General features: G+C 39.3%; 17 protein-coding genes. 8 read left to right on the forward strand and 9 right to left on the reverse strand.

Annotation, left to right across the window (positions count from 1 at the left end):
• The first annotated feature begins 689 nt into the window (after positions 1 to 689).
• The 6 genes from ASJ81_RS18685 (at position 690) to ASJ81_RS18710 (ending at position 10742) form a co-directional block, all read left to right on the forward strand.
• Positions 690 to 1571 carry a hypothetical protein gene (locus ASJ81_RS18685; RefSeq protein ID WP_095645672.1) on the forward strand — a complete coding sequence of 294 codons (882 nt, stop codon included), beginning with the start codon at positions 690 to 692 and terminating at the stop codon, positions 1569 to 1571.
• Positions 1571 to 4771, forward strand: a complete 3201-nt coding sequence (locus ASJ81_RS18690) for a tubulin-like doman-containing protein (protein WP_095645673.1) — start codon at positions 1571 to 1573, stop codon at positions 4769 to 4771. Before ASJ81_RS18685 ends, ASJ81_RS18690 begins: the two co-directional genes overlap by 1 nt.
• Entirely contained in the window at positions 4737 to 6248 is a 1512-nt protein-coding gene (locus ASJ81_RS18695) for a hypothetical protein (protein WP_095645674.1), read from the forward strand. The genes ASJ81_RS18690 and ASJ81_RS18695 overlap by 35 nt, the downstream gene beginning before the upstream one ends.
• Positions 6223 to 7200 carry a hypothetical protein gene (locus ASJ81_RS18700; RefSeq protein ID WP_141241808.1) on the forward strand — a complete coding sequence of 326 codons (978 nt, stop codon included), beginning with the start codon at positions 6223 to 6225 and terminating at the stop codon, positions 7198 to 7200. Before ASJ81_RS18695 ends, ASJ81_RS18700 begins: the two co-directional genes overlap by 26 nt.
• A 32-nt stretch (positions 7201 to 7232) precedes the next feature.
• Entirely contained in the window at positions 7233 to 7763 is a 531-nt protein-coding gene (locus ASJ81_RS18705; protein WP_170943401.1) for a hypothetical protein, read from the forward strand.
• Between the two features lie 2175 nt (positions 7764 to 9938).
• Entirely contained in the window at positions 9939 to 10742 is an 804-nt protein-coding gene (locus tag ASJ81_RS18710; RefSeq protein ID WP_095645677.1) for a helix-turn-helix transcriptional regulator, read from the forward strand.
• A 188-nt stretch (positions 10743 to 10930) separates the two neighbouring features.
• Here the strand turns inward: ASJ81_RS18710 and ASJ81_RS18715 are convergent, their stop codons facing one another.
• The 4 genes from ASJ81_RS18715 to ASJ81_RS18730 all read right to left on the reverse strand — a co-directional run bounded on the left by ASJ81_RS18715 (position 10931) and on the right by ASJ81_RS18730 (position 15038).
• Positions 10931 to 11839 carry an MBL fold metallo-hydrolase gene (locus ASJ81_RS18715; protein ID WP_095645678.1) on the reverse strand — a complete coding sequence of 303 codons (909 nt, stop codon included), beginning with the start codon at positions 11837 to 11839 and terminating at the stop codon, positions 10931 to 10933.
• Positions 11840 to 11842: 3 nt separating this feature from the next.
• Positions 11843 to 12883: an AI-2E family transporter gene (locus ASJ81_RS18720; protein WP_095645679.1), complete on the reverse strand. Its 1041-nt coding sequence runs from the start codon at positions 12881 to 12883 to the stop codon at positions 11843 to 11845.
• 142 nt (positions 12884 to 13025) lie between these two features.
• Positions 13026 to 14132 carry a DNA polymerase IV gene (dinB, locus tag ASJ81_RS18725; protein WP_170943402.1) on the reverse strand — a complete coding sequence of 369 codons (1107 nt, stop codon included), beginning with the start codon at positions 14130 to 14132 and terminating at the stop codon, positions 13026 to 13028.
• 219 nt (positions 14133 to 14351) lie between these two features.
• Positions 14352 to 15038 carry a LolA family protein gene (locus ASJ81_RS18730; protein WP_245860312.1) on the reverse strand — a complete coding sequence of 229 codons (687 nt, stop codon included), beginning with the start codon at positions 15036 to 15038 and terminating at the stop codon, positions 14352 to 14354.
• A 402-nt stretch (positions 15039 to 15440) separates the two neighbouring features.
• Between ASJ81_RS18730 and ASJ81_RS18735 the strand changes: the two genes are divergently transcribed.
• Together ASJ81_RS18735 and ASJ81_RS18740 are read left to right on the forward strand one after the other, a co-directional pair.
• Positions 15441 to 16586: a PQQ-dependent sugar dehydrogenase gene (locus tag ASJ81_RS18735; protein WP_095645688.1), complete on the forward strand. Its 1146-nt coding sequence runs from the start codon at positions 15441 to 15443 to the stop codon at positions 16584 to 16586.
• A gap of 297 nt (positions 16587 to 16883) precedes the next feature.
• Positions 16884 to 17168: a ferritin family protein gene (locus ASJ81_RS18740; protein ID WP_095645681.1), complete on the forward strand. Its 285-nt coding sequence runs from the start codon at positions 16884 to 16886 to the stop codon at positions 17166 to 17168.
• 464 nt (positions 17169 to 17632) lie between these two features.
• Here the strand turns inward: ASJ81_RS18740 and ASJ81_RS18745 are convergent, their stop codons facing one another.
• The 5 genes from ASJ81_RS18745 to ASJ81_RS18765 all read right to left on the reverse strand — a co-directional run bounded on the left by ASJ81_RS18745 (position 17633) and on the right by ASJ81_RS18765 (position 22339).
• Positions 17633 to 17905: a DUF1294 domain-containing protein gene (locus tag ASJ81_RS18745; protein ID WP_095645682.1), complete on the reverse strand. Its 273-nt coding sequence runs from the start codon at positions 17903 to 17905 to the stop codon at positions 17633 to 17635.
• Positions 17906 to 17991: 86 nt separating this feature from the next.
• Complete coding sequence (locus ASJ81_RS24715) at positions 17992 to 18228, reverse strand: transposase (protein WP_141241809.1); 237 nt, start codon at positions 18226 to 18228, stop codon at positions 17992 to 17994.
• Positions 18201 to 18557, reverse strand: coding sequence for a transposase (locus tag ASJ81_RS18750; protein WP_095645683.1), 357 nt, complete (start codon positions 18555 to 18557; stop codon positions 18201 to 18203). The genes ASJ81_RS24715 and ASJ81_RS18750 overlap by 28 nt, the downstream gene beginning before the upstream one ends.
• Before the next feature lie 939 nt (positions 18558 to 19496).
• Positions 19497 to 19925, reverse strand: a complete 429-nt coding sequence (locus ASJ81_RS18755) for a PKD domain-containing protein (RefSeq protein WP_095645684.1) — start codon at positions 19923 to 19925, stop codon at positions 19497 to 19499.
• 1796 nt (positions 19926 to 21721) lie between these two features.
• Entirely contained in the window at positions 21722 to 22339 is a 618-nt protein-coding gene (locus ASJ81_RS18765) for a methyltransferase family protein (RefSeq protein ID WP_095645686.1), read from the reverse strand.
• Positions 22340 to 22781: the final 442 nt, after the last annotated feature.

Here is a 22781-nt window from a genome sequence, read left to right on the forward strand (position 1 = left end):
ACTGAGAATTGTAGCAATGAAAAAGATTTTGTGAATGTCTAGACCACAAGCTTTGTTTATGACTTCAATCATATAACATCACCCAATTTATTTGGGCAGTCGAATTGCCTAAAAGGCCAATTTAGCATCCGTGATCAAAGTCACATTTGAGCCTTCGATGGCAATTCACTGATTAGTTTTCTGACGGTTTTGAGAAACCAAAATAAGGACAACCTTACTGCCCAAGGTAATAAGGGCTTAATAGTCAAAAAAGAGGGCGTAGAGTACTTTCATTGATTTGTGCATGTTATTCGAAGAATTTCATGTACGTTTTTTGTCTTTATGTGTACGGGACTAGATGAGTGAGACACTGGTTCACTCATTTCAAGCCACTCATTTTAAAACTTACTTTTCCTGAGGAACAAGATTTAAAGAACTTTTTTTCGCAATAGAAAAAATTGTTTCTCGCAATAGGAAAATAACTGCTTTTCACAATCGAAATTTCACAATCGAAATCCCGGTTGGTATTTGGAGTGGGACGAAAACTACGCTTTAATAAATTGACAACTTTTAATATTTAATGAAATATATGGAATTTAATTATCATTTCATTGCAAAAATATTCAAAAAATAAGTATTTATTGACATATGCAGAGATTATGTGGGGTTAGTAGAACTTATTATTCTAATTTTTACAGGGGGTATAAGGTATGAGAAAAGGCCACGAAGCCTGCGCGCTTACGCTATGTTTACTATGTTTATTTTTCTCATTACTTGCAGGATCTGCATCAGCAGTTGAAGTTCACGTAGAAGGAGACCATCCGGCTGAAGTTAAAGAAAAGCAGGTGATAAGTTGCGTTTTGACGATAAGCGGCATTCCCAGTGCTGCGGATTATCTGTACTTCGATACGGATCTGGAGAAATATGACGACAAACCAATCTACAATTTTACGGAACTGAACCTTCAAAGCAATGATAGCCACTTTGAGCTTCCAGTCAAGGACAACATGAAAAAAATTGTTGTTCAGCTAAACGGCCAGGTACCAGGTATAACTGAGGTCCAGCAGTATGAGAAACTTACCCTGGTGAAATATGATTCTAAGCGGACAGGGTATGCCTATTACAGGATCAAGCCTGCCGATGAAAAAGGAAATACCATTCAGGGAAGCGATACGAGCACATTCACGATCGAAGTTACTGACATCAATTCCTTCGAAAAGAAGGCAGCACAAATTGAAGACCCTTTTTTAAGCGTATACCTTCAGGACATGTTTGACCGCGGGCTTGTTACTGAGGCAAACAAACTTGCAGACTATTTGATTGGAAAGAAAACCGAGAGTCTTGCTTCCGAAGAGGAAGGTCAACAGTTTAAGGAAAAACTGAATGGATTTTCCGATCCGGTTCTGGGTATGAAGCTGCAGACCTTCTTTGACCTTGGGCTACACAACGAATCAAACGTACTAGCAGACTATTTGCTCCAGAAAAAAGCCGAAGAGTCAAGCCTCAAATGGAAATATGCTCTTGGGTTCCTGATAGCTGCACTGATTGGCTTTGTAATCGGAGTAAAACTTAAAAATTCGGAGGAAGAATAATGAACAGGGGGGGAAATGTTTCACTGCAGCTTCCTATGGACCTGACGATTGTAGGACTTGGAGGCTGTGGAAAACGTCTGTGTGAAGAGATCTGCAGACATGACTGGATACTCGGAAACTACCTTGTGCCAGGAAAGAGGCTCAGAATTTATACAATGGATACGGATGCAAACGAAAGAGCTGATGATGAATGGTACAGAAGACAGATTAAGTCCAGAATTCAGGAAATGGGAGCAGGAGGAAATATCGAATATAAATACTATTACCTGCCTTCCCTGGCGAACATAACCCAGGTTTCGGACCTGGCAAGCCAGGAAATTGCAGAAAAGATAAAAGATCGTAAGTCTGAACCTCTTGTCAAAACCTGGTGGATGAATGATGCAGGAGATTTTGGGCTCAGTTTTGAGGAACTGAGAACTATTGACCCTTTTTTAATCGATGACTTTGGCGGAGGCGTACATCGAAGAAGAGCCATTTCAAAAGCTATTTTCTACAAGGTTCTGAGCCAGGGGCAGGCAAGTGGCTTTCCTACATTTCCCAGTACAGGAACCACAGCTATTATTGTTGGGCTTGGAGGAGGCACAGGATCAGGGATGTTTATTGACCTTGCCAGGTATATAAGGGCGCTTAAAGGAGAGAGCAGCCAGATCTGGCTCTTTGCGGTAATCCCTACCACAAAAGAAGGGGAAAAAGAACAGCTAAATGCTGCAATAGCCCTCACCGAACTTGAATACCTGAACATGAATGAGAGGCTTTTCAACCACGTAATCCTGACCTCGCTTGGGCCTACAGGATATAAAAAAGGAGAAGAAGCGAAGGTGGAAGTGCATGAATTCGATTCCATGTTCCCTCATATTCTGACGAACTTCTTCCACATTAAAAAAGGAGATATCAACCTGAGCGACTCAAAACGCCTTTACTCCTCGTTTGTTTTTGCAGATGCACACGTTATCGAATATCCTGTTGACGAACTGAAGACCCTGAAAAAGCAGTATGAAGAAGTTATCATGGAACTTTCAGCAATTACTGCAACACGAAAAGAGATTAATAGGAGCGTGAAAGCCCTGCTTGACAGCCAGAACCTGTTCAGGGAAGTGCCTCCTACGCGGTCGGACTCCGAATATCTCAAAAAAGAGTACGGAAACATCGAAAAGGTCTGGAAGAACGAAATTGAAAAACTTCTCAACTACCAGAGCTCAGGTGCGGTTGAGTTCTTCATACAGAATAACATTTCGGCTGAAACCAGTCTCGAAAAAATAAACAACTACGAAGATATGCTGAGCTTCCTTTCCAAGATAAAAACCTTTACTCTCAGTGTTAAGGAAGAAGAGCTAAAAGATGAAAATGACAAAGTGCTCTTTAGATTGATTCCTGAAGCCCTCTCGAGCTTAGAAGAAACCGCAAGGCTTTTTAAACGGACTGCAGGGATTGAAGAAGAAACTGTCGGGTCCGTACTTATAAATGTCCTGAAAGGAAAACAAGACCTTGTTTCCTTTATGGATAGGTTGAATGCAAAAGCTAAAAGCCTAAAAGAAGAGACCCTGGAAGTAGAAGCCGAACTCCAGAGAAAACAGAGTGAGCGAAATTTACTTAACGAATTTCATAGTCAGGTTGGAAAAACCGTTGACAAAGCCTTAAACGACAACGATCTGGAGCTTGAAGAGTATTTCAGCCAGAAAGAGAAACTAAAGGTGCTTCAGGCACATGAATATGACCTGAAAACAAAAATTGATGTTTTTCTTGGTAATCTCAAAGAAGGAAATATAAAAAGCGGAGATAAGGACAGCTGGCTTCTTATGGCCGGAGTTCCTGACCTTCAAAGAGAGCTTGAGACACTTTCCAGGGAGCTTGACCTGAATTTAACTGAGCTTGGAAGTCTCCTTGAAGCGATTGCACTCTACTATTTCTATGACTACAAAATCACCAGGTTCGAAACTGCCGGAATAAGGGAAAAGGTTCTCGTCGCAATAAAAGGAAACAAGACAAAGTCACTCAGGAACTATGAAGCAAAGAAACGAAACAAAGAGGAATATATCAAGAGTACGGGAAAGGAATATATCCAGATAAGCAGCCCCTTCGAACTCTCGGTTCCGGAGTGCTTTTTGAGCGAACGCCTGAACAGAAAGTCCGAGGAACTTAAGAGTAAAGTGCTCAAGTCCCTGTTTACCGGGATGGATCTTCAGGATTTTGAGCTTGAGGAAATCGAACAGGGTTTCAAATCCAGAGATCGACCAAAACTGAGAGGTGTTTTTAGGGAAATTCTGACCGAAAAGACCCTTCAAAAGGAAGACTATTCCGGAAAATTTGGCCGGGTCGAAGCAGAACTCCTGGAGCTTGGAAAAAACCTTCAAGAGAAAAATGTCCTTTTATCTCTGATTGAAAAAGTCGAAACCCTGACCGAAGAAACCCTTGCAAACCGCAGGGACCTGAATAAGTATTACGGACAATTTTATGAGGAAGTTACCAGGATGAATAACCTCCACGGGCTTGGAGGAAAAACTTCAATCAGCCTCTACATGACCAAGTTTGGAGATATAAACCCGAAGATTCTCTCCCTGATCGATGCAAGTTCCGACATGACTGACCTTGATTGGGATGACAGTGGAAAACATGAACTTGATAAACTCATTGAAGAAATTCTGGTCACATACAAGAACCTGATTGAAAGCTATAAGCTCGGTGTCCATAACCTGATGATTCCAATCAACGCGACTGAACGCTGGAATTTTGGGAAAGCAGCTCTTGTTGTTTCCTCAAGGTCGTCCTACATCTCAAGCCAGCTTACGAGCGAGCGCATAGCTGATGCAATAAAAGACGAAATAAACGGAACCCTTGCTTTAAAGAACATCAACGATGCCAAACTTGCAACCCACAACCATACAGGACCCTGGGATATCGCTCTCACTTTTTTCTCTGCGTCCGGTTTTCTTGACAATATCTCTCCTCTGACCGCAGGAGGCGGTTTCTGGGAAGTGTATGAAAACAATAAGGATAACGTACTTCACCATGTGCTGAAACTCCAGGAAGGAAAATATATTACTCGAAAATCACTTCTGGATCTAAGAGATGCCGGAGAACTGGCAAACCTGGAAAAGAGAGGAGGAAACGTTGAAGAAAGGATTAACAGGCTATACGAGGAAAAAAGCATAAGAGAGGCATTGAAGCATGAGGATTCAAGGAAACTGGAAATTACTCTCTGAACTGCCTGCTGCAGGATTTATCCTGCTTTTATCCCTTCTGTTCATAACTTTCGGAGGAAGGATTGAAGTTCCGAGTATTTCAGGGCCTGAAATTTTCTGGCTGAGTTTTCTTCCTGCCTTCCTGATTGCAAATGCTTTTGGGCTGGCTCTTCACGAGCAGTCAAGAAGAGGAAGCCTTTTTTTGTTTGCAGGGTTTTTGCCTGTGCTCCATCTTCTTTCGCAGCAGGATTTCTTAAGCACAAATGGTCTTGCTCTGGGTTTTCTTGTAGGAGGACTTTTCGACTTGCAGGTCCTTTCCAGAAACCAGTTCAGTTCTCTTGCCAGGTATGCCAGATCAGGGTCCCGATTTTTCTTTTTTGTTCTCAGTTGTTACCTTCTTCTCAGGTTTTTCGAATTCGTGTACCCGTTTTCAATCGAAGAAGTACGGCAGGCCTTTGAAATAGGGTCCGAAGAACTGAAGAATCTCGGAATAGCTTTTCTGGCGGTTTTTTTCCTTTTAATGTCAACAACTTTTATTCGGGGAATTCAGGCCTCTGAGGTCTTTGTCTACGGACCTTCGAGATCAGGCAAAACCCTTTTGCTGCTTGCCTTATACAGCCATTTTGTGGACTTTTACGAGGGGACCCACAGGGAAATTGTCCTTTCTTACGACGTACAGGGAAAACTCTCCAGGGCAAGCGAAGAAAAACTGAGAATCGAATCCATGCTTGCCGAACTTGAAGGAGGGGTTAGTCCGAAAAGTACCAGCCGCGCAGACCTGGCAATGTATGAACTTAGCGGAAAAAAGAACGGCTTGGTTCCTGTAGGGTTTACTTTTATCGATTATAGTGGGGAGTACACCGAAGACCTGGAACCGAAAAAATATGCTGGAGCTCTCCGCAGCCTGAGTGAAAAACTATCCGGGAATGAAAAGCAGCTGTCCGGCTTCAGTGTAGAAGCCCTCCACAGGCAGATCGGGACTCTAAGTTTTCTTGAACTGCTGAAAAATAAGTACTCAAAGGAAGTCGGAGACCAGTTTCATAACCTGGTTCTGGCCTGCATCTACAAAAAAATGAAGACTGCAGGAAAGGTTATTTTCCTGGTAGACGGGGATTACATCCTAGATTATCACGGGGAAGGCCGAAAAGAATTAACAGCTCTTTTCGGGCATTATTTCAGGCTTATGGACCGTTTAGGGTCTGAAAAATCCTATGCTCTTGTACTGACTAAAACGGATAAGTTGAAAGATCTTTCCGAAATTCCTGACAACTCCGAAAGAGCCAGGGAGATTGAGGCCGAGATTTACAGCCTCCTTGAAAGGATTCCCACGTTCAGGGAAATCCGGAACCTTGCAAAAAAAGTCCCTATTTACTTCCATACTGTGAGTGTTGATGCAACCCTTCCTCCTCAAGTTTCAAAGGGTTTGCCTGAAGAACAGCAGGGAATTACCCAGATTTTTCCCTGGAGAGTGAGTGAAGTTGCAAAATTCGGCTTCTGAATTTGAGGATTCGTGTTCCGAATTTGCAGTTTACAACTCAAGCGGGAGGCTGCTGCAAGGTAGTGAAAGGTTTAAAGAAACCTGGGAATACTCCGAACTTGCAAAACAACTTGACATTAAAAGAAGTGCACTTTACGCAGAATTCCGGGGACACGAGCTTCTTCTCGGGTGCAGCCTCCTTGTAAAAATCCGGAAAGGAAGAGAAGAAAGAGTCGTATTTATAGAATGCTTTCCCAAAGAAGCTGTCACCGAGGCTCCAGGCTGGATTAATAAATTTTATGCGGATGCAAAAAGTCGAACCGAAGGACTGCAGTCAATCAGGTATCAGGTAATTGGGTTGTGGAAAGAGGGAGATATTTTCGACCTATCTATTCCAAAAAACCCAAAGAGCTCAAAAAACCCAAAAAATACAAAGGGTTCAAAAAGCCTAAAAAACTCAGAAAGCCCGAAAAACTCAGAAAGCCCAAAAAACTCAAAAAGTGCAGGAAACTTTCCTGACTTTCTGGAGAGAAAAGTTCTCTCAAGAGAGGGGGTCTCAATCTTGATTCCGGAACTTTCAAGCGGGCTTTTTCTGCTAGCTGGTTTGATATTTAATTTAAAATCCGTCCTTTTTCCTGACTTCAGCCTTGCCCTTTCCCTTTATCCCTCGAAAACTGACATCTCGGTTGGCCCTGGGGAATTTGACCCTGATTTTATGTTTGAATGCGGAGAAATCCGAATTTCTTCAGTCCATAATAAAAAGGAAAATCCGGAAGAAAAGAACGAAATTACAGAGCGAATTCAAGAGGAAGGCCTAAAAGAGTACGAGAATATTTCTAATTGTAACCACTTTAATTCGGATCACCCAGTTGGCAGTGCGTCTTCAAAAATTCAGGAAACGTCTTCGAAAAAGAACAAAATCTGGCAAAAGAAAAAATTGCAGGGTATGCCTGTTGTTTTTTCCTGTTTCTGATGGCAGGGCTCCTGATCCTATCAAAAGCAGGTTTGGAGCCAGTATTTCTTTCGTTTAATATCTCAAAAAACAATGGTACGGATTTTCCTCCTTTCCGAGTCCAGTTAGAAATTCGGGAAGATATAAACTCTCAAACACAGGATTTGAGGAATGAAAATACGTCAAAAATGCAATTGCCAGTATCCAGCTTTCCTGGTAATGGCTCATCTAACCGGTTTTCAGTTAATCCGGTTGAGAGGACCCAAAACAGTTCTCATAAACCAAAGGATCTGGTTAAAGAAACCAATAACAGCAGTGAAGTTGGCAATGAAGTTGCTGGCAGTAGTGCAGGTGCTGGAAATGACGCTGCAAGGAATGAAAGCACAGGGAATGGAACTCTGGAAAATCAAAATGTGGAAAACCAAAATGTGGAAAATCAAAATATTGAGACGGGGATTCCAAAAAACGAAAGTAATGGATATGGAATTCCGGAAAACAAAAGTTTAGAGGATGATATTCTTGAAAACAAAAGTACAGGGAATAAAGTTTTGGAAAATGAAGATATGTGTAAAAACGCTCTATAGTTTCTAACTCGGTTCTTTATGTATAGTTCATAAAGTAAGTACTTGCACTTACTTTAAAAAACGCATCGTTGAAACAGTCAAGCAACTTATGGATTTGTTCAATGAACTCGAATCAAAACTAAGAAAATAACCGGAAGATAGCGAGAAACTTATGGAAGCTGTTGTTAAAGGTTTGTTAGAAGGTGCAGTCACTAAAAAACCGGAATTGGAGAAGCCTATCCCGCTACAGGTGGCAGCTATTAAACTGAAATAAATTAAATTTTGTTTTCAGTTTTTCAGCCTTACAGAAAGAGGTTCTGGAGAGAGTTTTCGGCCCCAAAAATAAAAATACTGTGATAAAAATCCCCGAAAAACCATATTCATCGTCTAAAACCTGTCTTTCACCGAGCGCAGCTCGGGCCAGGCAGAAGAAGCAAAAAACAAAAATAAAAGGCTTTTAAAATACAGAATACAGTAGATTTTATAGTTTTTAAAACTGTGGACACTGTATATATTTACACATAATAGAATGCTCGAACCAGACCGAAGAAGCAAAAACAAAAATAAAAAGTTTTTTACATACAGGAGTCGGTAAATCTCTCTGTCTTAAAAACAAACACAAAGACGCTATTATTTCAACTTCTTTTTTTGAAAGGCCGCTCTCCTGCGTCGAGCGTGACAAATTCGGTTTAAGACGGCTACTGACGTTGCTTTGGCTCAGCTAATTCACGAATCTAAAACGAACAGCCGGATAAAAATAAAAATAATGTAGTAAAAATAACCGAAAAGCCATATTCACCGTCTAAAATCTGTCTTTCACTGAGCGCAGCTCGGGCCAGGCAGAAGAAGCAAAAAACAAAAATAAAAGGCTTTTTATATACAGAAAACAGTGTGTTTTTTAGTTGTTAAAAAACTATGAATATTGGACATTTATTTGCAGAAAATAGAACTCTCAGGCCAGTCCGAAGAAGTAAAAAGCATTAATGAAAGTTTTTTCACGTACAAGAGTCAGGAAATTCTCCTTTTTTAAAAAATAAACACAATAAAGCTATTTTTTGACTTCTTTTCTGTAAAGCCGCTCTCCTGCGTCGAGCGTGGCAAATTCGGTTTAATATGGCTAATGACGCTGCTTCAATACAGTTAATTCACCGATCCAAAAGTGCAGGGGGCTAAAAACAAAAATAATGTGGTAATAAGCCATGAAAAATCGTATTCATTGTCTAAAACCTGTCTTTCACCGAGAGAAGTTCGGGCCAGGCAGAAGAAACAAAAAACAAAAATAAAAGGCTTTTTAGGCGCAGAATACATAAATTTTTTAGTTTTTGAAAAATGAACACTGAAGATCTATTTATAGAAAATAGAACACTCTAACTAGGTCGAAGAAGCAAAAAAGCAATAATAATAGGTTTTTGCATACAAGAGTCACTAGATTCTATTTTCTTAAAAAACAAAAGCACTAAAACTATTATTTCAACTTTTTCTTTTGAAAGGCCGCTCTCCTGCTTCGAGCGTGACAAGCTCCGTTTAGGATGGCTAATGACGCTGCTCTGGTTCAGTTAATTCATTAATCTAAAGCAGGTTGCTGCCTAAAAATAAAAATACAGTTTTTAAAACTTTCCCGAAAACAGTCCTCTTGAGCGAAGCTCAGCGGCGAGTTGAGAACACAACTTATCTTGTCCATAGTTCAGCCCTCTTGAGCGAAGCGAAAAGGGCTTCGTGCTCCCGAAACGAAACTCGGGAAGCGACAAAGCTCTGGTCTTTCCGAAGCTCCGTTTTAGGCGGTTAATAATTGTTTAGGCTCAGCTAACTTACTAATCCAGAAGACTTCCCCCTAAAAAATAAGCAGTGTATTTCCGAATGCGAAGGATATCTGGTGAGAGTTGGTGAGAGTATTAGAGAACGATGTACAATGATGTATAGTACAATTCGTTAAACAAATATGCATTTTGAAATTGAGTTTCTGAGTTGAGGTTTTTTCAGGAAAAAGGCATTTACCGAATGAAAGAAATTAATAAAAATGAGTGACATTTATAAATTGAAGAGAAAAATATATTAACGATCAATTTTCAAGTTTCATAGAAAACATTAGTATACTTCAGTTTTTAGTGTGAGGCTTTCTTTATTCCAAATTTTCTTTGAATTTATGAAACTTAGATATGCTTACAAGCCTGCAGGCAGCCGGTTAAGGTGCATAATATGGAAAACAATCTACTCGATCTAATCCTTCTCTCTGACAAAAGAAAGAATGTGCTGCTTCTTCTGCTTGAAGGGCCAAAGGATATAGAAACATTAAAAAAAGCCCTTAAAGCAAGTGCAACAGCAGTCCAGCCCCAGGTAAAAAAGCTCAAAGAACAGCACCTGATAGTCCAGGAAAAAAACCTCTATAAACTAAGTGATATAGGCAGAGTTATTGTTGAGAAGATGAAGCCTCTTGTAGATACGCTCGCCGTTCTCGAGGAAAATACGAGTTACTGGGCAGAACGGGAAGTGAATGAGATACCTCATTGTCTCCTGCAAAAAATTAGTGAGCTTGGGCACTGCACTATAATTGAACCTCAGATAGACTATATGTTTGAACTAGTTCCTGAATACGTTAAAAACGTCAGGATGGCAAAAGAGCTGAGGACTGCAATTTCATATTTCCATCCTCTTTTCCCCTCTTTTTTCCTGGAAATTGCCGAAAAAGGAATCCCAATATCGCTGGTAATCCCTGAGCCTATCCTGAAAAGATGGGTTGAAGATTATAGGGAACAGACCGAACAATACCTTAAAAAAGAAAATGCTAAGCTTTTTGTCTGCATGGACTGTGAGAGGATACCTGCTGTCGCAGCAGCTGATAATTTCATGGCAATGGCTCTTTTCCCAAAAAGTACGGTCTTTGACCGAAAGTATGTAATCTGCTTTGATCCAGGAGCTCGGGCCTGGGGAAAAGAACTATACGATTATTATGAACAGCGCTCCAAACAAATTAAGAATATAGACAATTACACCCAGGTATAATATTAACAATTATATAACAATTATATAAAAATTATGCCAGTGCGCTCTTAACAATCATATAACAATTATACCAGTGCGTTCCAACAATACTAAATACAAATTCAAAAGCTGAACTATAAGCCCACCTATTCGATAAAGCCTATTTATCCGAAAAAATCGATTATACTGTTTTCCTTCCAGTTACCTTGTCAGAGAAACTCCCCAAAACCTGCTTTACCATTTGCATAGGCTTCGTGCCAGCCTGAAGGTACGGGCGTTTTTTCATAAAGGATTTTCCTCTGAGCCTCAAGAAGTTCAGGTTTTTTTCCCATAAATTCCGCAGCACATAGCACCCGGGTTTCGACCTTTCCGGCCAGTTCTTTTAACCAGCCATATCCTTCAAAGGATCTGAGCAAATGGTGGTCCAGAATCAGGGTATCCACGTTTCTGGCCAGAAAGAGAGCATTTTCCAAGGCCTCTTTTCCTGCCTCAGGGACGTGGTGTGAAAGATAAAGAGGAGGGCCTGAGGCAAAAACAATCGTGGGTTCCCAGGCAAGTATTTTAAGGACAGTTTCCCTGTCCAGAAGCTGAATGTCAGAACTATGGACAAAAATCTCATCTCCCTCACAGATCCGGGTCATCATTACAGTCCCGAAGCCTTTATCTCTGGTCCCGTGAGGGACAGGAGAAGAAAACTCCAGATTGTCAGACTTCCTGCCTTCCGAAGCAGGGAGAGGAAAACCCAGAAAATTCGAGAGTTCACGTCTTCGCTTTAAAGAAAGGCCTGAGATTTTTTCCGGGCCTTTACACCAGAAGCTTATTTCGTCAAGCGAAGGAAGGGCTTCCATCGGGAGCTGATATGGATCTTCAGCTCTCATTGGCATATGATCCCCGTGAAAATGGCTGATAACAACATCTGTAGCCTGTCCAAACGCAGAAAGAACTTTTTCTTTTATCCTGAAAGCTGCAGCAACCTCTATTGGGTGGGGAAGCAGGCCTGAGCGAAAGCGTGCAAGCGCTACTCCCGGATCAATCAGAATTGTTCTTTCATCTGTCTTTACAAAGCAGGCAAGTGATCTTGCCCCAAAAGACTCACACCCAAGTATTTCTATCTGCACAATTTACTCCATTCCAGAAAGGTATTCTCTGGAAAACATCTGTACGGTCAGAACAAAGTAGGAGAGCAGAAGGGGGCCTATAACGATTCCTAATAGCCCGAAAAGGGATATTCCTATAACAACTCCAAGCAGGGACAGAAATGGATGGATTTCTCCGACTTTTTTCTGGATAATGGGCCTGAGGAAGTTGTCAATAACACTTATAAAGATCCCAGCTGCAAGTATAGCGATTGCTGCAGTATAGTCTTCCTGAAAAAACTGGACAATAGTTGCAGGAACCCATACTAAAGGTGCTCCGACAACAGGCAAAAAGGATAAGATTGCTGCAATGAAGCCCCAGAGGAAAGCTCCCTGAAAATTTAAAAAAAAAAAAAAAATTGTCAGAACTCCACCCTGGACAAGAGCAACTGCCCCGCTGGCAATAAGAGTAGTCCGAACAATTTTTCGGAATTCATCCAGGAGAGTTGCTGTATTTTCTTCATTGAAAGGGACTGCAACAGAGACCTGGCGCATAAAATCCGAATCTTCTCCGGTAAAGAGGTAATAGAGCATGAAGTACATTATCAATAGCCCAATAGACTGCTGACTCAGGCTCTGGATTGACCCCACAATGAACAGGCTTGTGTAGTTAACGGCCCGTGAAGCAAATTCCATTGCTTTCTCTTCTATTTTGGTCTGGAACACATCTATAGGAATATTCAGACTTGAGAGAGAATTGGTTAAAAAGTGGCCTCCAGCCTCAATAGATGCGAGAATGGACGCCTGATTAACTAGAAGTTGTTCGATTTCGTTGACAATTGTGTTCAAAAGAAAGTAGAAAGGTATCAGTACAACAAAAATAGAAATTATTATTACAAGTACGGCTGCAAATTGCTTCTGAAGCCTTAGTTTTCTTATGAGAAAATGATAAAGAGGTCGAAATATAACAAAGAGGATCAGAGCCCCAAAAATATAATTTAAATAAGGAAGTGTAGCATAAGCTATAAGCACAGTCAGGACAACAATTATGAGAAGGGCCAGAGCCATCTTTACAGCTTTTTTCATCAAACCTAATTGGTTTTTTCTATTATAAAAATATAAGTATGACGGCCTATGACATTTTGTATTTGGCAGTCCGTTTTCGCTCAAGCCTTTTTTGAAAAGGCTTGCGGGCAAGCAGTTTTTTGAAAAGGCTTGGAACAGAAAATTATGTAAAATCAGTAATCAGGGTTTGCTTTTCGTCCTTTTCGCGGAGTTTGGTAACTCCTATGCCTACTAACCTGAACTTTCGATTCCCTATAAATTCGGAGAGAAGCTGCATGGCTGTCCTTTTGATTACAAAGATGTCCGAAGTCCAGATTGGGATGGTCTTTGAGCGTGTATAGGTAGAAAAATCTTCAAAACGCACGGTAAGGGTTACTGTTTTGAAAAGGAACCTGTTTTTAAGAAGGGAACTGTGCACACTTTCTGCAAGAAGATCCAGAGATCCGGCGATTTTTACAGGGTCACTGGTATCTTCAGTAAAGGTTCCATGCCTGCTGATTGATTTTACACTTTCCTTTTCCCTAACCTCTCCAAAATCAAGGCCGTTTGCCAGTTGCTTCATGCGGAGTCCCATTTTACCGAATTTTTCAGAAAGCAGCTGTACATCACAGGTTGCAAGGTCTTTTACCCTGTTTAAGCCCATTGATTTCAATGTATCAGCTGTCTTTTCTCCAATTCCGGGAATTTTTGAGACCGGTAGCGGAAAAAGAAATTCCTTTACATCTTCGGGCCTGACAACAGTAAGACCGTCAGGCTTTTGGAATCCAGACGCAATTTTTGCGATTAACTTATTCGGCCCGACTCCGACTGAACAGGTAATTCCTTCTTGCTTCTTTACTTCATCCTTGATCCTGAGGGCGTAAAGGGCAGCCTCTTCAAAACTCTTTATCTCGGGACCTGGCACAAGATAGGCTTCATCCACGCTGACCTGCTGGAACCTGTCTGCAAATCCCTTTAAAAGTTCCATAATTTCTGTCGAAACGCTCGCATATAGCTTCATGTTTACAGGCAAAAAAACTGCATCCGGACAAAGCCTGTAAGCCTGTGATATTGGCATTGCGGAATGAATTCCGTATTTCCGTGCCTCGTAAGAGCAGGTACTCACAACTCCCCTTCCTGAGCCTCCTTTCGGGTCAGAGCCCACAATTACAGGCAATCCTTTTAGTTCTGACCTCTCCCTTACCTCAATTGACGCAAAGAAACTATCCATATCCGCGTGGAAGGTAATTCGCCTTTGAGGATCATTTATCTTCGAACTGGAAGAAGGCATTATCCTCAGATATAGAAAAACATATAAAAATGGATTAAGGAAGTCGGGTGAAAGTATTAATCTATATTGTTTTAACCTATATTGTTTTAACCTATATTGTTTTAACCTATATTGTTTTAACCTATATTGTTTTATCCAATTTTTTAACCTGTTGTTTTATCCAATTTTTTAACCTGTTGTTTTATCCAATTTTTTAACCTGTTGTTTTATCCAGTTGTTTTAACTCGTTGTTTTTATTTCGGCACCTTCAGGAATATTGAAAACAAATTCTGAGTCAGGAATCCCTGAGTTAACTTTAAGATCCCATATTTCGGTTTTTGCTGTTCGGTTTCCACTATTGTCATACATCTCGTACTTAAGAGGAATCCATGTTTCTTTATCTACCCAGACTTTCGCGTAGTATTGTGCAGCGCTTTCTACTGTTTCTTTAGGACTTGCTTTCAGCAGGTAAGTTTCCCTGTTGTTAATTTCCTCAACTCCCAGTAAAGAGACATTACTATCATTAAGGCTAATTCCTATGAGAGTCATATAGTCACTTTTAGTTATTTCAGGAGTTTTGGGAAGCTTTGTTTTCGTTACTGTATTTGTACCGGGAGTATAGGTCCACCGGAACTCTCCATCTGAAAGTACAAGCGTCTCTTCCTCCTTTCCGGGTTCCTGTATAAAGTTCTTAATCATATGAGGTTTCTTGTATATGGTTTTAAATTCGGTTTCTATTGTCTTTTCCCCGGTATAGTAAGTAGAGTGCATTGTATACGAATAATCCTGAATGCTGTCCTGTTTCTCCAGCATCTGGGTTGCAATATCTTCGGCAGTCAGGTTTTTTTCCGTGCAGCCTGAAGCAAAAACAGCCAGATCTATGAAAATGAACAGGAGCATTGACTTGATCATTTTCTTTATTTTCACGCTATTCATCATTACCACTTTTCTTATCTTATTTCAAAAACTTCAAAGCTAATTTTTTGAAAATCTGCGATTGTATAATTTTTACATTCAAGTCCTTAAATTTAGTTTAAAACATGGGAAAATTTTGATATATTTTACACAGTACGGCAAAAAACGATATAAGTATTTCCTTATTGGTCCAGAGATATTTTAATAAAGCTGGAGACTATATAATTAAGGAGTATATAACTAAGAAAATCACTTCAACACTGTACTTTCCAGTTTTAAATTGGGGAAACTTAAGGAAAGTTTTAGAATAGAGATTTATGAGGCAACCTGTTCAAAGAAAAAAGATAATTATCTTATCTAATGAAACTGGAGGCCTCTGATGCGTTAATCTATTTTAAGCAATATGGTGGGGAAATGAAGGGAACAAAAGTAATACTTGGTTTTTTTGCAGTCATTGCACTTATTTTTGTAGCTTATGCGGCTCTCAGAACCATACCGGTTAATGGTTGCGGAGAAAACGGGACCGGAATTGACTGTATCAAGCTTCCACCCGGTTTTTCAATTGATTATTATACTGAGAATGTCGAGGGTGCGAGGTCAATGGCCCTTAGCCCGAACGGCACGCTTTTTGTCGGAAGCCGGGATGCCGGAAAAGTTTATGCTGTTCTTGACCTAAACAACGACAGTAAAGCCGACAAGGTACTTGTACTTGCTGAGGGACTGGATATGCCAAACGGGGTAGCGTTCAGGAATGGCTCTCTATATGTTGCTGAGGTTTCCAGGGTGATCCGCTATGATGACATCGAAGCACGGCTTGAAAATCCGCCTGAACCTGTTGTGGTGAATGATAATTTCCCATCCGACCGTGCTCACGGCTGGAAATACATAAAATTCGGACCTGACGGAAAGCTGTATGTACCTGTCGGAATGCCGTGCAATATCTGTAATAAGGAAGGAGAAGACGAAAGGTACGGAACAATCATGAGAATGGAACCCGACGGAAGCCAGCTTGAGATTTTTGCAAAGGGTGTCAGGAACACTGTCGGGTTTGACTGGAATCCCAGGACCGAAGAATTATGGTTTACTGACAACGGAAGGGACTGGCTTGGAGATGATGTACCTCCGGATGAACTTAACAGGGCGCCTGTGCAGGGAATGCATTTTGGTTTTCCTTATTGCCACGGAGGAGATATTCCGGACCCTGAATTCGGGAAACTCAGGAACTGCTCGGAATCCACACATCCAGAAATGAAACTGGGCCCTCATGTGGCTGCTCTTGGAATGACTTTTTACAACGGTACAATGTTTCCTGAAGAGTACAGAAACCAGATCTTTATTGCCGAACACGGCTCCTGGAACCGAAAAATCCCAATCGGATATCGGGTCTCTCTTGTCAGGTTGGAAAATGGAAAACCTGTAAGTTATGAGCCTTTTGCTGACGGCTGGCTTCAGGGACTTGCAGCCTGGGGAAGACCTGTGGATGTTCTTGTAATGCCTGACGGAGCCCTGCTTGTTTCCGATGACAAGAATAATGCGATTTACAGGATCAGCTACAGTTGATCTTACAATTAATCTAGTTCATTGATATGGTAAGCGTAATCTGGTAAACGTAATCTAGTGCTTCGATTCCAAAATCAATTCTTTATTTCCCTAGAAAGATCAGTGATCTTCGGATCTATTCAAAAGTTAAGTTTTATGAACCTACTTCGGAATCGCAGTACTAGTAAACGTAATCTGGTAAACGTAATCTAGTAAACGTAATCTAGTAAACGTAATCTAGTAAACGTAATCTAGTAAACGTAATCTAGTATACGTATTTATTTTTATATCCACATATATATAATCAGGAGGAGTAATTTGTTATCCAAGATACCTGTAGATATTAAAAATGTATCCGAAGGAGACATTGATAAAGAAATCCTCAGAGCTGCAATCGTTGCCGAGCTTGATGCCGTAAACCTTTATGAACAGATGGCAAACTTAACAAAAAATGAGAATATAAAAGCTGTACTTATGGATGTGGCAAAAGAGGAAAAAACGCATATCGGAGAGTTTCAGGCCCTGTTACTTCAGTTTGACCCTCAACACAAAGAGGAACTTGAGGCCGGAGCTAAAGAGGCGGAGGATATATCATCCAAATAAATGTGTCTCCAAAGGGCAAAATGCGTCTCCAAAATTCAAATAGATGTATTCTCGAATCAATTCCCGATGGCTCCTTCAAGCTTCGAGTTTCTCTGAAAGTTTCCAGAGAAACCAAATCTCAAATTTAATTTTGTTTTCAGGTTTTCTAAGATTCTTCTACAAACTATACATTAACTGCAGGTTACCGGTGATGATTCTTAAGTCATACGATACGCTTCATAACCAGGCTGTTCAGGTGGATGTTCCATAATGGCGACTATGACAATTTATAGAGAGACTATAAAATGCGTTTTATAAAAAATAAAAATAATGTTAGTCTGTACATGAATTTTAAAGCTTACTTTCTCTAAGGCTTACTTTCTCTAAGGCTTACTTTCTCTTCTTCAAATGCCTGTTTTATTCTCTCCTGTACTCGTTTAGATCGTTCTTGTAACTGGTTGAGCCTAAAACTGAGTTCCTTCGGCTTAGAGATTGATCCAGAGCACTAACAGGATGTGAATTCCTGCAAATGCAGGCACTAGAAGTTTGAAGATCGGCTTCTGGGTCTTGTGCCTGAACTGCTGCATTCCGAGGAGCGCACCGATTGGCCCTAAGAGAGAAACGATTAACAGGCCCTGTTCTGAAATTCTCCATTTATCCTTTCTTGCCTTGAATTTATCAATTCCATAAAGGGCATAAGAAGCTGCATTAATAAGCGCATAAACAATAGGAAAAAGAAGATACATAGTCTCTGTCATGGGAAAGAATTCTCCCTAATGATAATTAAAAGCTGTGAATTTTACTCGATTATACTCATTTGAGGAAGATAAATATAATTACAGTATTAAATAAGTTGCAAATAAGTTGTTACCCAGAAGTATGGCTCCGTATAAAACTCGTTGATAGTGTTTGGAGTAATATCTTCGAATCTCTTTAGGTTGAAATTTTTAAGTGTAGGTATATAAAGTGTTGAATCATTCTTATTTGTAGGAACAATAATAATCGAGAGATTTAGACCTTGTAGATCTACTAAAACGCTTATTTTTATTCCTTTTATTTTTTTGTGGCCATCGTAGCCGATATTTCCTCTTTTTTAGCCGGAACATCCTTTGTATCAGTAAAGCAATAAGAAAGATATATTTTCCTAACGTAACCTTTGTTCAAAAGTTCATTGAAAATCTTCAGATAGATACCATGTTCACACAGATATAGATGGAATTTATGTACTGTTGACTTAGATCCGTATCTCCTGGGAACGTCTTTCCACGTACAACCTGTCATAACGACGTACAAAATACCGTTCATTAACTTCCTCATATTTGCACGTGGCCTTCCTGTATGCGGTTTCTGTGAAGGAAGAGAAGGTTCCATGGATTCCCATAGAACATCATCGATTTCACGAAATGACATAAAAATAAATTTATAATTTAAACATAATATTACTTGTGAGATAGGCTCATATATCAATTTTCTTTTAATTGTTACTTAGTTGGTTTACTCAAGAACCTGGTTTCGCAAGTATTTAAGCAGAAATTCCTGTGTCAAAATTGAAAAAAATAGTAAAATCGAATTCTCATTCAATGATCAGTTGACGAGAATTCATACACTGTTTGTTCGCTATGCTATTGCATGTAAACATCAGAGGCAAGCAATATATAATTAACTTAAATTAAATTTCAATCGTATAGATATAGCAATTGATATTGAATTTTTTAATGAGATTGATTATTTTAACCTAAGTGATAGCAGCAATAACTACTGCGAACCATCAGCAGGAGCCAGACTGAAAATATCTGTGAAAGTAATTTGTAGAGAAAATTCATCCCGGTTTTTTCTAGAGCGATAGTCGAACGGTAAATCGTCAACCCTGCAACGATGGTGTAACCGGAAAATGAAATTAATCTGTCCAAGAAATCAGGTCTTCGTGAAAGGCACTTAAAGAGCAGGCTTGAAGTCAGGCTGTAGATAGCTGCGAATGCTACTTGAGATAAAACAGGGACAATTGCAGACAAAACAACCTCAAGTAGTCATTTTTATTTAATAAATGGTGTCTCCGTACTAATAATGAAAAAATTTATTTACACGTTTTAAAAATTTTACTTGCATGTTTTAAAAATATTAGGTTTTCTCCTACAGTTGTAACAATTGCCTATATGAAAAAAGACTGTACCACCACACTCGGGCATGCACATCTTTATTTTTCATTTATTAGAAATACCAGTTGGAAACTATGAGGAGTTTTTGAGGTTATTTGCTTTGGATAACTATTACAAAGACTGTATAAAACAAAGGGTATAAATTAAAAGTGATAAGTCAACTTTTAACCAAGTCAACTTACAACTTTTTTAATTATTTAACAACAACAGTCTTATGAACCCACAACTTCCACTTATAATTAGTACACTTGATAGTCAGACAGCTAATATAGCAACCCTTTTTTGAAAACTTGTGTACCGGATTCTTTAATGCCGGGGTAATTTTTGTCCCTTGTAGACAGGTTCCATCTCCAAAGTCCCATCTGATATATGTCTCTTTACCTTTTGACAGGTCTTTGAATCGTACTAGTCGCGGATCAGTACATGAAGCGGCTACTGCAGTATAATCAATGCAATTGCCTCCACCGGTTAGACGTTGTGTTGCCGGAGGAGTTCCTGCACCAAGGGGAGTTTTGTATGTATAAACTGATGCAGAGGCTGCTGTAGACAATAAAGTCAACATCATTAATATAGTGAAAACAGGTATTGCTATTTTCCACATAAACTTTCCATTATTTTTCATATAATTTCCTCCTATTTGTATCCATAGTTTGGTTAATACACCCTTAACCAAAACAACAGAATAAATTTACTCAGAAATCACAGGGTAAATTAAAATATAAGTATACTTATTTTTAGAGAATTAAATAAAAATCTAGATGCGAGTTTAAAGCTTGATAAAGCTTTATTTTTTTGTATAAAACATGAAAACAGTGTAAGTTCCTTTATTAATGCCTTTAGTTGCTATAACCAAAAAAATAAAGGTCATAAGAAGTTAATACAATAGAAGTTTTTACAAAATTTTTTTTATTTTTCTAGGAATGCCAGGAGCCAGGAGTACCCTGCCCCTTAAATCCAGAGGGACGCACGCAATTTTATTTTCAGCAAGGGTCGACGAAATATCTGTAATTTACCTGAACTCTATCAATTTTATGAATATGGATATGGCCATTACACAGCATCGAAGCTGAGCTTCTCAAAACACCTCCTGACCTCTCATCAGTCTTCAGAATCTGCTCTAACACACACCATATCTCCCAACACACTTAGATGGAGAGTCCTGTCCTGAGACTGGTCTAAGAAATGTAGGGAATAAGGAAAACTCAAATATCTCCCTAAAATTAGGGACAAAGCCAAAATTACAAATGAAAAGCTGATAGAGACAGATGACCCTTAAATTCTGAATTTGGAACTCCAAATTAAGACTCAAAATCAGGGAGTAAAAAATGAAACTTCTGTTGTCGGATGTATATGGCATAAGTATGCATGTTAATGGATGCGAGCTTCACATTAATAATGATGAAAGAAGTGAAGTAAGATAATAAATGAATCTATTATCTTACTACTTTCCTGAGTTTATTCGAGGTTTTTAGAGTATTTTTTAAAAGCTATTGTAGAAAACTTTGTTGTCTTGAATCCGGGTCCGAAGAGTTGCCTTTCAACTAATTCTCACTGCTATTTACTGCAAGATCAAATGCAATCTACTGTGATACCCATCGCAACAGGCAAATAGCAATTAAAATTGTCAGAAGAAGGGAACCTGATGCACCGACTTTCTTTTTTATAGCATTTGCAATTAAAGGAATAGATGTAATTCCCATCATAATTGAACACATTCTTGCAAGAGTTTCACCAATATGCAGGCATAATAAGCCTGCAAACAAAAAAAGACTAGTAATATACCTGGTGACATTTATCAGTAATGTAGCTTTATCTTGCTTGGGTTTTTTGGGATAATCTTTTTTTCCATGTTATCACAATAAAAAATTGACGAATAAATATAAAAATTATATTGTTTTGTTAATTATATTTGTTGATTAGGCGTACTTAATAACTTTTTTGGTTTAAATTCTTTATATCACAAAAAGCTACAAAAGAGGACAAGATCGAAATAAATATAAGAATTTTAAAAAATGTCTTAGTGGACAATAATTTTCAGCCCATAAAATCGTTATTGTCAAGCATCTTATCGAGCATCCTAATTAAGTTATTTGACTCGTCAAAGGACGATTCAGTCCAAACCTTTCCGGGTTCATTACCTTTCCGGGTTCATTGCTATAATAGTTTTTTGTGATTTTCCCCAATGTATTTTGCTAGATATAGTAGTCTGCCGTGCCATATAATAGTCTGTTTTGCCATACGATAGTCTGTCTTGCCAGGGATATTGGGTTATATTTACTACTCTCACTATAGGAGTGAAGTAGAATCTATAAGTCATCAAAGCTCGAAAAATGCAGCAGTTTTAATTGTCTTTTCTGACTATTACACTTTAGGCACTATACATTTTTCAATATTGAGAGGACTATTTCACAAATATCTTTAAAATCCGGGTTTAATGCTTACCCTTAATCCGGGAATTATCCTGTGAACCCGCTTTTGGTACTCATGATATTCGTCACCAAACTGTGCAACCAGCCTTGTTTCCCAGTGAAGGGACCCAAGAAATAGGTATATCGTAGTCAAAAGGTATATGATAAGCAGATTGACAGTCATAATAGGAGTTAACCATATCAATACCAGGCCTGAGAGCAGAAAGGGATCCCTTATCCATCGGTAAATGCCCCGGATATTAAGGGAACCTGCTTCAGGAGTCTGAGGTGCGGAAAGCTGTGAACTTATTTTGAATCTGTGAGGTGCATCCCGAAAAGCTCTAGGGGCAATAAGTGCAGCAATTAACTGCCCGCTGACCATCAGCCAGCGCCAGGGAGAAGGTATTCTGTAAAGAATTCGCCCCGGATTTTTATAAAGCAGATAAATGAGCGGCAATATAGTCAGTACCGCAATAAGGCTATATGCAGGCAGATACAACCTGTCTGCCCTGGAACCCAGGCCTCGCATGAGGAGGCGTTTGAAGGGCAGGCTCGCAGTCAGGCTGTGAATAGCTGCAAATGCTACCAGAGAAAAAACAGGAGTAATTTTGGATGAAGCCAATTCCATTAGTCCCCCTTATTTTATTTAAATAGCTTATATTTACACACCGGTATGAAAAGTTTACTTATAGTGCATGATAAATATTGGAAGTTCAAGCAATTGATGTGGACGATAATTTAATAGTTAAAGTTGTCAAATTCCCAGTGATAAAATTTTCAATTCAAGTTTTTCTCCCACAGTCATAGCAACTGCCTTTATGAACACAAATTGTGCCGCCGCATTCGATACATGTCCATCTTATTTTTTCATTTCTTAGAAATTCTTCTATACCGAGTTTTTTAATATTTTCAAGATTCTCAATCACACTCATATTGTATCTGGTACGATATCTTTTATCCAAATGTCTTAAATTATTGCAAGGAAAACATTGATGGTCAATTTGTATCTAATTGGTATTATATATTTGAAAATCGTATATTTATACTATGGGAGAACGAGGTCCAAAACC

Source organism: Methanosarcina spelaei, from assembly GCF_002287235.1.
Classification (GTDB): Archaea; Halobacteriota; Methanosarcinia; order Methanosarcinales; family Methanosarcinaceae; genus Methanosarcina; species Methanosarcina spelaei.